The organism is Flavobacterium sp. (genome assembly GCF_043779715.1).
Lineage (GTDB): Bacteria > Bacteroidota > Bacteroidia > Flavobacteriales > Flavobacteriaceae > Flavobacterium.
In genome coordinates this window covers 1-10,698 of sequence record NZ_JAYWDT010000032.1, presented here as the reverse complement: position 1 = coordinate 10,698, position 10,698 = coordinate 1, and the positions used below count along the sequence as shown (strand labels likewise).

16 protein-coding genes are annotated in these 10,698 nt (G+C 32.7%); all 16 read right to left on the bottom strand.

Annotated elements, in window-relative coordinates; genetic code table 11:
• A partial coding sequence (locus ACH2BG_RS01385; RefSeq protein WP_395045945.1) for a hypothetical protein occupies positions 1-407 on the bottom strand: 407 nt, incomplete at its 3' end.
• 6 nt (positions 408-413) lie between these two features.
• Positions 414-836: a hypothetical protein gene (locus ACH2BG_RS01380; RefSeq protein ID WP_395045944.1), complete on the bottom strand. Its 423-nt coding sequence runs from the start codon at positions 834-836 to the stop codon at positions 414-416.
• Between the two features lie 12 nt (positions 837-848).
• Positions 849-1,364: an HK97 gp10 family phage protein gene (locus ACH2BG_RS01375; RefSeq protein WP_395045943.1), complete on the bottom strand. Its 516-nt coding sequence runs from the start codon at positions 1,362-1,364 to the stop codon at positions 849-851.
• Positions 1,351-1,680 (bottom strand): phage head closure protein, encoded by a 330-nt coding sequence (locus ACH2BG_RS01370; protein WP_395045942.1) that lies wholly within the window; start codon positions 1,678-1,680, stop codon positions 1,351-1,353. Before ACH2BG_RS01370 ends, ACH2BG_RS01375 begins: the two co-directional genes overlap by 14 nt.
• The gene (locus tag ACH2BG_RS01365) at positions 1,677-2,123 is read right to left on the bottom strand and encodes a head-tail connector protein (RefSeq protein ID WP_395045941.1); all 447 of its coding nucleotides are present in this window, start codon (positions 2,121-2,123) and stop codon (positions 1,677-1,679) included. The genes ACH2BG_RS01370 and ACH2BG_RS01365 overlap by 4 nt, the downstream gene beginning before the upstream one ends.
• 114 nt (positions 2,124-2,237) lie before the next feature.
• On the bottom strand, positions 2,238-2,564 hold the full coding sequence (locus ACH2BG_RS01360) for a hypothetical protein (protein WP_395045940.1): 327 nt from the start codon (positions 2,562-2,564) through the stop codon (positions 2,238-2,240).
• Between the two features lie 208 nt (positions 2,565-2,772).
• Positions 2,773-3,924, bottom strand: a complete 1,152-nt coding sequence (locus ACH2BG_RS01355; protein WP_395045939.1) for a phage major capsid protein — start codon at positions 3,922-3,924, stop codon at positions 2,773-2,775.
• Complete coding sequence (locus ACH2BG_RS01350; RefSeq protein WP_395045938.1) at positions 3,924-4,583, bottom strand: hypothetical protein; 660 nt, start codon at positions 4,581-4,583, stop codon at positions 3,924-3,926. Before ACH2BG_RS01350 ends, ACH2BG_RS01355 begins: the two co-directional genes overlap by 1 nt.
• 4 nt (positions 4,584-4,587) lie before the next feature.
• A complete protein-coding gene (locus tag ACH2BG_RS01345) occupies positions 4,588-5,355 on the bottom strand; it encodes a phage minor head protein (RefSeq protein ID WP_395045937.1) in 768 nt (255 codons plus the stop codon).
• A 179-nt stretch (positions 5,356-5,534) separates the two neighbouring features.
• Positions 5,535-6,908 (bottom strand): phage portal protein, encoded by a 1,374-nt coding sequence (locus ACH2BG_RS01340; RefSeq protein ID WP_395045936.1) that lies wholly within the window; start codon positions 6,906-6,908, stop codon positions 5,535-5,537.
• A gap of 24 nt (positions 6,909-6,932) precedes the next feature.
• On the bottom strand, positions 6,933-8,333 hold the full coding sequence (locus ACH2BG_RS01335) for a hypothetical protein (protein WP_395045935.1): 1,401 nt from the start codon (positions 8,331-8,333) through the stop codon (positions 6,933-6,935).
• The gene (locus tag ACH2BG_RS01330; protein WP_395045934.1) at positions 8,308-8,853 is read right to left on the bottom strand and encodes a terminase small subunit; all 546 of its coding nucleotides are present in this window, start codon (positions 8,851-8,853) and stop codon (positions 8,308-8,310) included. Before ACH2BG_RS01330 ends, ACH2BG_RS01335 begins: the two co-directional genes overlap by 26 nt.
• A gap of 62 nt (positions 8,854-8,915) precedes the next feature.
• The gene (locus tag ACH2BG_RS01325; protein ID WP_395045933.1) at positions 8,916-9,038 is read right to left on the bottom strand and encodes a hypothetical protein; all 123 of its coding nucleotides are present in this window, start codon (positions 9,036-9,038) and stop codon (positions 8,916-8,918) included.
• A gap of 2 nt (positions 9,039-9,040) precedes the next feature.
• The gene (locus ACH2BG_RS01320) at positions 9,041-9,796 is read right to left on the bottom strand and encodes a hypothetical protein (RefSeq protein WP_395045932.1); all 756 of its coding nucleotides are present in this window, start codon (positions 9,794-9,796) and stop codon (positions 9,041-9,043) included.
• Positions 9,797-10,039: 243 nt separating this feature from the next.
• Positions 10,040-10,261, bottom strand: a complete 222-nt coding sequence (locus tag ACH2BG_RS01315; RefSeq protein WP_395045931.1) for a hypothetical protein — start codon at positions 10,259-10,261, stop codon at positions 10,040-10,042.
• Complete coding sequence (locus ACH2BG_RS01310; RefSeq protein ID WP_395045930.1) at positions 10,258-10,497, bottom strand: hypothetical protein; 240 nt, start codon at positions 10,495-10,497, stop codon at positions 10,258-10,260. Before ACH2BG_RS01310 ends, ACH2BG_RS01315 begins: the two co-directional genes overlap by 4 nt.
• Positions 10,498-10,698 lie beyond the last annotated feature (201 nt).

Here is a 10,698-nt window from a genome sequence, read left to right as displayed (position 1 = left end):
CTACCTTCAAATGTAATAGAGAAAGTACTCAACTCGTCTCCTGCTCCTTGATCTAAAGGTAAGTCTGTAATTATTGCAGAACCATAATAAATGATTCCCGTAACTCCTGTTACTAATTTCCAAGTAACCAAAACTTTGGCTACCATTTTAGTAAATAAATAATCATGTGAAGCCTTTGTAATTTCACCACCTACAGACGTAGTGTCAATATATTCGCCTTCTGCGTCTAGGGTATAAGTAAAAATACCAGCTTGCTTGATTGTAACCCCAGGGTCGCACTTTGTATTAGACTCAATAACAGAAACAGAAGGACTGAAAATGTTGCTTGTAAGACATGCAATAGGACGGTATATTAAGCCGTCATGCACGTATAAAATTCCTAATTCTCCTTTAATTGGTGTTGACATAATATTTTATATTAGTGTTAAATTTAATCTTAAAAGTGAACGAAATATAATTTCCGTATCGGTAATTGTTTCTAATTGATTTTCAAAGGTAATGTTTTGCGTTAAGTTTGTAAATCCTGTTACTGTAATTTTTGGATTTAGCAAAGTATAAATAGCTTGTTCAATATCATTTAATAATAACCTACTTCCTGTATTGCCACTCGATGTTGATTTTGTATAAATCTCAATTAATAACGATGTTTCCCAACGATAACCACATTTAGTACTCTTTTCAATTTCTTTAGTTTGAGCAGTTAATAAAACATACTCTAAAGGCGCATTCGTAGCCCTGCTATCGAATGATTTTATAACCTTAGTCGATACAACGATGTTGTTAATTAAGTCGTGTACGGCTTTGCGAATGTGTTTATCTGGATTTGTTGTTACCATTCTTCAAATATACTAAATTTTCTTATTCATTTTACTTAATAATTTTTCTAAGTTTTTAACGTAATCTTTTTTACCCTTAATCCAAGAAGGATATAAAAAAGGTTGTGGATTGACCCCTGCACCTAATATCTTTGCAAATATAGGATATGCTGCTTCTTCTGGTATTCCTTTGGCTCTACACCAAACCTTTATAGCCTCTAATCCTTGTTGAAACGTTCCTTGTTTTGCGCCTTTGAAAGACTTTGCCATTTCTTGAAATTCTGCAGGAACATTTACTTTAGAACCCGTACCAAATTCCATATAAGCACCGTATAACTCATTTACGGTTACTTTTCTTTGTAATGGCTTAGGTTTTGAGTGCGAAATACTTTGAGCCAATTTACCGAAATTCTTAGGTGCTAATTTCTTTGCGTCGCCTTCAATCTGAAACGCTATAGCTTCGGTTTCTGCATCAATAATCTTTTCAGCATCCTTGCCAAACTTTCGCAGTTCAGAAATAACCTTGCTCGTTCCTTTAACCGATGCCATTGGCTGTTATATTAGTTTCTCTAAACAATTCATCATTATATCGAATGTCATTTACAACATACTTTTTTAATCGGTACATTATAAATAAATTATCGATATTACTTGGAGTTATCTTTGTGGTTGACCGTATCTTGAACGAATAGTTATTTTTGATGTCACTTGCTCCGACTTGTGTATCTCTAAAAGCTGAATTTTGCTTAACTTCCGACCAAAAAGAGCCTATCAATACATCAACAGGAATAGTTCCCCCAAACCCGTCTGAAGTAGATGTTGTTTGATAGATTTGTATTTTCTTATCGTATTGTCTGGATATCATATAAACCTTCTATTAATATCAATTACTTGCATTACACTTTCTGGAATAAGCGTACTGTTTACTTGCTTTTCACTTTCGTAATACCAAACCTTAATCATTTGTAAAGCCGCTTGTATTAATTCGTCTGTCACGGTATTCGCTGCATATCCCACATTTAAAGTAACTGTTTTTACATCTGGATAAATTGTAAACAACGAAAAATCAACTTTAAAAGGCGCGGGATTTGTCACTATTGAGTTAATAGGGTAATCGTACACTTTCACCTGACAACTACCTGTATACACTCTTTGCTGAATATACAGAATATGATTAGTGCGTTTTTCAATAAATCGTAAAGCGCCATTAATCATAGAAGTAATTAAAGCATCATCATCAGTCAAATCTTCATCAACTTTTAAATAATTCTTTGCGGTTTCAAGTGTTATAACATCAATGTAAGCCATTATTTTTTATTTAAAAGTTTTATAAACATACATATACCAACAATAGTATTTATAATCATCAAGTAAAAAAACGGATCTATAAAACAGTCTGGATATCTCATTATTTTTTAATTTTTAATATGAAATAACTGCTACCGTTACAGTTGTTACTGCGCTATATGTAACATTTGCGATACCAAAAGAATCGTCAAAACGTACAGCATCAAACAACCCTATTATTTTTTCACTAGCGGCAGGAACACTCACAACTACGTCTACATCCGTACCGTAATTAGAAAGTACTTTGCTGTCAATCGTAACCGTTATTGGTGAAGCGCCTCCGTTTTTTACGTGCAAAAATGTTTTTCCATTATTTACAAAAGTATCGCCCGCAACTGCTGCTACATTGTAAGTAGGCGTTATTCCTGTTAATGCAATTTTTTGAACTGTTAACTGTGCCATATTAATTATTTTTTAGATTTAATTTTTGTTTCATTCCACTCTGCAAGTCCTTTCTTGACAGCTCGCTCGTTTCTTTTTTGTCCTAAATCGTGAATACTACCTATCGGTAAATTGCACTTTTTTATGATTTTAATTTCCATGTTGTAAATATAATAAAAAAAACCCTCTCAATTACGAGAGGGTTAAAAAACCAAAAAAAATTAAAAAACTATACTACGTTGCCGAAATCTCCTAATATAAACGCATTTGGTCTATCGATACCTAGAACCACTCTCTGCTCTATTCTAGCGGTTATCAAGTTTTTAGTAACGTTATCAGCATCTTGTTCAAAGAACTCAACTGCTAAACCGTCAACTGCTATTTTTTTCGCATAAGCCCAATCACCCATCAAGTACTTGTCAACTGGTACCCAAGAAGCTTTGTAAACAGGAACCCCATTTATTGCTAATTTACCGTTTACAAAAGTAACTATGCCTGGCAAAGAATAATCGTTTGGTTTAGTGATTGCGATGTTAGCCCAATCTTTAGGGTTCAACACAATTCCAGTAACATCATAATCAATTGCTTCTAAGCTTCCCATGTCATCCACCAACTGCTCTACGTCAACTGTTTTTGCAGTAGTCGAAGCTGTTGCGGCAGCAGCTAACGCAGTATAAAACTGTAAATTTTCAGCTTTAAAATAATCTCTTCTCAATGCCATTGGAAGAAAAGACTGCAAGAATGGTAAATCTTGTGCCATTTGTTTGCTGTATCTCGTAAATCCAGATAAGTAAGCGGCATTAAAAGTAACCGCCGTAAGATCGTAATCTTGCTGTGATTTACTTGCTCCCTCAGTTTGAGTAGAGATAGAACCCTCAGCTCCTGTTTCACGGTAAATTACATAAATACCAGTAGCACTATTTACTGTAGGTACTAAGTCAGTAAAGTTAATTTTTTGACTTGGAACAATTGAAACGCCATCTTGAACAGTTGCTACTGCTGAACCTGTAAGGTTTGTAGCTATAGTCATATTTCCAACTGCTTTAATTTCTAAAGAAGTACTTTTACCTTTAGTAACTTTTGATACTGAATCAAAATTATCTTTCAAAGCGTTTTGCATTACTGCATCGTAGCTTTTTACATTTGCTGCTGTACCTTTTTCTTGAAGTTTCAAATCAAGTTTATCAGCGTGTGCTTGCAAAGCGTCAAGTTTACCTTGTAACTCTTCTTTTACTGATTTCAATTCAATTGCGTTAGCAGATTTGAATTCTGTATTTACTTTCGCTTCGAACGCATCGATTTGCGATTTAACCTCTAAGGCTGTTTTTGTTTCTAAGCCTGTTTTGATGTTAGCCAATTCGGCTTTTAATAATTCGTCCATTATTTTAATTTTAATGATTGTGAAAATGATTTTAACGTGTCTAAAATAATCGGCTTGTCATTCAAAGTGTCATCTTTTGACGGCTCGTTAGAAAGTGATTTTAATATTGTTTCGAACTGTCTTAAACGTTCGTCTGAATAGTCTAAATTGTATGCTTTTTGTACTAATTCCATTATTCCGTAATGAGATTGCACTCCTTTTATTCCTTGTACCGTACTTAATTCATTTGCCCCCCAAGAGGATAAAAAAGAATACTCCATTAACTTATATTCAGTAATAATTGACTTATTCTTTTGATCTCTTTGCAACACTTGGTAACCTATACTTAACTCTGCATTTAGGTTATTCTCATGCATTAATTTTACATCAGTAAACATATCTTTACCTAATGGTTTGTTCATGTTAAACTGAGTTGTAGTTAGCAATCCGTAACTATTTTTAGCATCAATAACCAAGGGCACCCCAACCATCATAGTAGGGTTATGGTCTTTCAATACCCTAATACGTTTAAAATTTTCACCTACCGTTTTATCAAATGAACCATAAGCGGAAATGTCACCGTCTGAATCCTTATTGTTATAAGCATTAGCATAAGCAACAATAACGCCTTTAGCATCGTCTAACTCTTTTAAATCGTATGATAATTGTTTGAAATCCATCTACTTAATTTTTAACTATTAACATTCCATCGGCATCACGCTTAGGAATAAATGCAATTGTACATCTGCAATTAATTACATTACCAGGACTTGCTTTTATATCGCCTGGATACTGTATATTTTGACCTCCTACAAAAAAAGGCTTTTCTAAATCCTGTTTAACACCATTCATATCTAAATGATCGAAAGGCGTTATTCGTGTTCTATTATCTTGTACACTAATCCACATCTTTTGCATTACCAAATCGCTTTCTTCTGCTGCTTTCATAGCTGCTAAATTACTTGCGCTTGTAGTTTCAGTTCTTGCAATTCTTAACGCTTGCCATTTATAGAAGCTTTGCGATTTACTTATTAATGAATAAATAGCATTTTGTAAATCTACAATAGTTGCATTATCTCCTAAACTATCTTTAATAGTTTTAATAATGTCACTTGCTAACGTATCTCGTACACTTGTAATCTTCACACCTCCATCTGTAGACAAAAATAGTAAAATTTCTCTTAACAATAACTCATTAAACAAAACATTTGCTTTTTTTACCTTTTCAATCTCTTTATTAATTCTATTACCGTGAGTAATTCCTATTGTTTCGTATAATTCACGGTACATGGAATATATTTGTTCTTTAGTTATATTTGATTTAATCGTTGCTTCATAAGTGTTCAATGAAACGTTTGAAAACGGAATACCTAGCAATATCTTTGCGACATGCTTCTGTACGATTCTATACGCTTTTCGTTCGTAGATTTTATGTAGTTTTTGGTAGTCCATTATTTAATATATCTCCGTAACGGTACAGTTATGATACATTTTATCTATCTTTTGTATCCCATTTTTATCAAAATACCCGTAATTAATAAAAGGTATCTTAAACCCATAAGATTCTTTTATATGATGTATTCTGTGAAATCCAGTAGCGTATTGAAAAATTCTTTTTAATAGTCTCATATTTATAGTTTATTTGCATCATTCATTACTCCCTCGCTTACGTCGTCAATTCTTTGAACATTATTAGGCATCCAAACAACATCCATTCCGTCATCTTCTAAAGTCTCATAACCAAACACTGTTCTTTTTTCATTAGGCGTAACGGGTATTAAATTCAATGCCTCGGCTTGTATTTTCATATCAACCTGCATTTCTGGTAATTCTGTTACGTCCCATTCAACAATAGATTTTTCATACCCTTTGAAACGTGGTATAAAATCTTTATTCAAAGCGTCTTGTAATAATACTAAATCAGGCTTAATATCGTCGGTAATCAGTTGTTTTCTTGCGTCTGCAGTATCGTTATTACTTAACGCTCCAGTATTATCTTCATTCAATAACTTACTAGGGAAATTCAATACGTTGCATATTGTTTTTCTATCCCAATTTAAGTAGTCAAACGGTTTTAATTCGTCTGTAGTCAATGATATTCTTTGAAATCCTACCTCGCCAGAAGCCCCTGCAATCTTTGCCAAACGTTCTGGACTCGCATCCATTTCAATAAGTTTTTCTTTCATTGATGCTGCTTGCTCGTTAGTCCAAGGAGTGCCCTTTCCATAAACAAAACCAAAAGCTCCAGCAGATTGCAATGTTTTTATATTTGTGTCAATTGCAGAGTTTTGGCTGTTTATATTTCTTAATGCTGAACGTAAAGGACTCATGCCGTACAAGTGAGAACCTTGTAAATCAAAGTTAGGGTTTGAATACTTAACGTGAATAATATCTTTAGCCATAAATTTTATTGACTGATTCCCTTCAATCAATAAATAATGATCTATAGGTTTTTCAGTAGTCAACATTCCTGCATTAGGCTTTAATACAATTTGCATTAAGTGAGCAGGTAACGCATAAACCATCATTGGCACATTAGCATTTAATCCATCTTCTGGAGACATTATGTATAAATAATAGTTTCCTGTAATCTTCATATAGGTTTTAAATAATCCGAAAATATCTGCCCATGTTTGAGTAGGGTTTGGTTGTTCTAATGGAAATGATTTTTCTTTATCCGAGTATGCTTTATTCTCTAGCGCACGTTTTTTTACTAACTGCAACAACGACAAATTTCCTTTAGTCGATAATTCCAAAGACTGTAATTTCCTATAATCGTTATCGCTTTCAATTTCCTTAATGCAGTACGGAACTGATACTGTTTTAACTGTTTGTTTATTTATAATAGCATAAACATCAGGATTTGTATTATATCCTTTTTCTAAATAAGTTTTGTTATGTGAGTCGTAATTTGTAAATCCACCTCCTAACCACTGAAAAAAAGCATTGTTAAATACGTTTTTTATATCTGTCTTTCCGAAAAGTCTCTGAATAATGTTTGCCATACGTCAAAAATAATAAAAATAATGTTAGAAAAAGAAAAAATTACTACCTATTAAATTTCGCTCTATACCGTAACATGTCAAATCTATATGTTCATCGTGCTTTCCATTAGGAAATATTGCTATTTGATGTAAGAATGCTTCATTCCACGATCCCTTAACTAATATCACCCGTCCGCCCTCGATAAAGTGAGAACACGCCCTGGCATTCTCTATTTTAGAAGTATTTACAAAGGTACTCTTTATTTCTGCAATACTTATATTTGTTTGTTGCCTTACTATCTGAACTAATGATTTACCACTAGCTTTTGGCTCTACTAAAGATAAATTAACCTTAACGCCACTTACTGCTATATGATTTGGTAAAAACTTCAATAACTCTGGCATTTCTAAATATTTATCGATACTTGAAAGTATAACATAATCGTTATTCCATTTTGCACCAATTTGAAAGCCGCTAGGGTCGTTTTTGGTGTCTTTTGTATACGCGCCATCAATAAACAACTCCCAATTCAAAGAGTCTAAAGGCACTTCTGATTTGTCAACTATTTTAAACCAATCCTTTCTCCATTCCCCACCCTCAGCAGGTGAAGGAGTTTGCATATATTGACCAGCAAAGTTATAACGGTTTGCTTGTCTGATTTGTTCTAATTCATTGAAATTATGCTTTTCTTCCCATAAAGGTTTGTTTCCTTCGTCTAATGCAGGTAAACATAAATGTTCCCATTCTTCACCAGATCCACCATTTAAAAGAAAGCCGCTTAAATCTTCTTCATGTAATCTTTGCATAATTACAATTATAGGAGTTTCCCTGTCGTTTACACGGCTTCTTATCGTAGAGTTGTACCTTTCGTTAACCGCATTCCTTTTAGCGTCTGAATTGGCATCGTCAGGCTTTAATGGATCATCAATAATAATTGCTCCTGCAAACATTGTACTTTCAGCAACTCCTGCTCCAAATCCCGTAATAGCTCCACCCGAAGCAGTAGCGTAAACTCCTCCGCCTTGCTCATTAAACCACTTCTTTTTCCCTTGAGCATCTTTCTTTAATTTCATACCCCATAGTTCTTGAAATGATTCGCTTTCAATGTATTCCTTTGTTTGGCTGGAATTGTCTAACGCTAAATCGTCAGAATAAGAAAGGTGAATGAATTTAGCTTGTGAGTTTTTAGCTAAACACCAAGAAATAAAACATTTTACAGCTAGTTCGGTTTTTCCATAACGTGGAGGAATATTAATAATACCTCTTTTAATTTCACCACTAAATACTTTAGTAAGAAACTCAGATATTAAAACAAAATGAGGCGCAACTATAAAATTGCGCCTGTGGTTTTCTTTGTAAATATAACGAGTGAAAAATAATAAATCATTCTCGCATTTTACTTTTATAACTTTTTGTTCGTTAGTAAGTAGATTCGAGGCTATCATTTATTTTTTTTATTTCATCTGGCATTAAAGGACTGACTGTAATATTTGTTTGCTTCTGTCCATTGTCTTTTTCATAAGCGCCTAAATGCTTCATAAACTTTTCAATAACATCAAGTTTATTAAGTGTTTTTACTTCTTTTGTTTCTCCTATTATTTCTTTACCCCCATACAAATGGTCTGTTTTTAATGACGAAATCATTTGTCTGTGCGATTTTGGAATGTCGTGTATAGACTTTAGGTTGTCATTTTCGTCGTAAAGCTCTGATATATCGAACCTTATCATATCAGCAAGAACGCTTAAAACATCGTCAATTTTAACTTTGTTTCGTTCCCTTATTTCATTTTGAAGTTCTTCAATTCTTAGGGACACATTAGGGTTTTTAAACGCTTCGTTACCAGCTACAGCAACGCTATTAGAGTTCATAGAATCAGCATCATAAGCATGTCTATAGGCTTTGCTTTTGTCCCCTAATTCTATATATGCTTGGCAGAACGCCTCTTGTTTTTCAGTAAGTGCCATTATATTTAATTTACACAAATATACAAAAAAACCCTTAATAATAGATTAAGGGTAAAAGTTAGTTATTTCAATAAATATTTAATAGGTTTCGTATCTATATGCTCTTTAGCCAATTTCTTAGCTTCAACTTTCAATCTCGCTTCCATTTCGAAGATTGTTTCGTGGTTTATTATTCTATTACTCATAATTAAATTATTTTACAATTAAGTTTTTCTTCTGCTTCTTTTTTTGTGAGTGTTGGAATTATTGTTGCCCATTTGCCGTTACAAAATAATGCTGTTTTTGAATTATTATCATTTAAAACAAATAGCGTTTTATATGAAAAATCAAACTTATCTAATCTTTCTATAGTAGCTTGTATTTTACTCCATTCATCAAAAATATACTGTCCTATTTTATAATTCTTCACAGCTTCATTTTTCAAGGCTTCAAATACTTCTTGTTCTGTGGCTTCTGTGACCTCGTCTGTATTTCTTTCTATAACTTTTTTAAGGTTTTTAAAAGTAGTTGTCCAAGTGCCGTAATATCCAAATCCAAAGTGATTTTCATTATTGTCAAAAAATATAATTGCAAATTCATTAGATTTAAATTGACCGTTTTTATCAATTACTTTATACCACCTCCCAACTTCCAATTTCACTTCAAACACATCTGGAAATTCATCTTTCATTTGATACTTTTCTATAATATCTTTTGTGATTGTGTAGGTTGGTTGTTTGTGAGTTAATATTTTGGAATAGCCTTTTTTACAATTCCAAATCTCTACGCTTCCACATCCTTTTGCTGATTCTTTAGTTCTTATCCAATATTCATTATTCCATAAATTTATTTCTTCTGTAACATTTTTCGAAATATCTTCTGAAACTTTTTCTGACAAACACTCAACTGTCTCGACATTCTTAAAATACTCTTTTACTTCTTCTAGTGTTGGTATATTACCCATAATGTAAAAATTAAAATTATTATTGTTATTGTGTAAATGAATGTTTTGAAAATCATATTTACTCTTTCGTCGTCTAGGTTCATGATTTTAGTTTTTTAAGTTTCCAGATTCCTACAGAAGAATATTCTACTGATTTACTTGTTCGTCCGTGCAATTCAATTGTATTATCGTGATGCCAATTAAATAGTATAAAGCATGTAGCACCCTTCCAAATATGATTCTTAATTGTATATCCTGGTTTCATTATCTAGGTTGTGTTAAGTTACGTAAATCTTTTACCGTCATTCCTAAGTGTCGCATTCCTTGTGTATTTATACATTCTATTTCGTTTATCTCTTTTTTGAGAGTCAGCAAACAACGGAAATACTTTTCTATCTTCGGGTTGTTAGTCATACTATAGTGGTTCATGTTATTGGCAGCTATTAGTGTTTCTCTGCGTTTTCTTAATGTAGATAGTCTTGTCATAGTTCTCGTTGTTTTAACATTGCGTCGGCAATATAGAATATTTGCGAAGCGTCATTTTCTGAAAAATTACCGTTATTAGCACTTATAAAATATTGCATAGCTTTAGCTGCAAAATAATCTCTTAATGTCATTCCTGATTCTAATTGCCAAGGATTTTGATTTGAACAACTTTGCTCCGCTCCTCTCATTGGGTCTGGATAAACACTAGGATTCTCTGGTTTTTTATTTTCTTCCATAATTTCTATTTGTTTTGTTTGACAAATGTAAACGTAATTATTTACATAGCGTTAATTATTTTTATAAAAGTTTCTAAATTATTCTTTTTATATTTTAAAACATAGTCTTTACGAACAAATACATCATCTTTATCAAAGTATTTATATTCGTATCCGTTAAATTTCATGCCTCCAAAATGTATAGCAAATGAGATATAAGGT

Coding starts and splice junctions, on each gene's coding strand:
- ACH2BG_RS01375 (WP_395045943.1), bottom strand. CDS start 1,364: ATGGCATCGGTTAAAGGAACGAGCAAGGTTATTTCTGAACTGCGAAAG.
- ACH2BG_RS01345 (WP_395045937.1), bottom strand. CDS start 5,355: ATGGACTACCAAAAACTACATAAAATCTACGAACGAAAAGCGTATAGA.
- ACH2BG_RS01330 (WP_395045934.1), bottom strand. CDS start 8,853: ATGGCACTTACTGAAAAACAAGAGGCGTTCTGCCAAGCATATATAGAA.
- ACH2BG_RS01370 (WP_395045942.1), bottom strand. CDS start 1,680: ATGATATCCAGACAATACGATAAGAAAATACAAATCTATCAAACAACA.
- ACH2BG_RS01360 (WP_395045940.1), bottom strand. CDS start 2,564: ATGGCACAGTTAACAGTTCAAAAAATTGCATTAACAGGAATAACGCCT.
- ACH2BG_RS01315 (WP_395045931.1), bottom strand. CDS start 10,261: ATGACAAGACTATCTACATTAAGAAAACGCAGAGAAACACTAATAGCT.
- ACH2BG_RS01335 (WP_395045935.1), bottom strand. CDS start 8,333: ATGATAGCCTCGAATCTACTTACTAACGAACAAAAAGTTATAAAAGTA.
- ACH2BG_RS01350 (WP_395045938.1), bottom strand. CDS start 4,583: ATGGATTTCAAACAATTATCATACGATTTAAAAGAGTTAGACGATGCT.
- ACH2BG_RS01310 (WP_395045930.1), bottom strand. CDS start 10,497: ATGGAAGAAAATAAAAAACCAGAGAATCCTAGTGTTTATCCAGACCCA.
- ACH2BG_RS01380 (WP_395045944.1), bottom strand. CDS start 836: ATGGTAACAACAAATCCAGATAAACACATTCGCAAAGCCGTACACGAC.
- ACH2BG_RS01365 (WP_395045941.1), bottom strand. CDS start 2,123: ATGGCTTACATTGATGTTATAACACTTGAAACCGCAAAGAATTATTTA.
- ACH2BG_RS01355 (WP_395045939.1), bottom strand. CDS start 3,924: ATGGACGAATTATTAAAAGCCGAATTGGCTAACATCAAAACAGGCTTA.
- ACH2BG_RS01325 (WP_395045933.1), bottom strand. CDS start 9,038: ATGAGTAATAGAATAATAAACCACGAAACAATCTTCGAAATGGAAGCG.
- ACH2BG_RS01320 (WP_395045932.1), bottom strand. CDS start 9,796: ATGGGTAATATACCAACACTAGAAGAAGTAAAAGAGTATTTTAAGAAT.
- ACH2BG_RS01340 (WP_395045936.1), bottom strand. CDS start 6,908: ATGGCAAACATTATTCAGAGACTTTTCGGAAAGACAGATATAAAAAAC.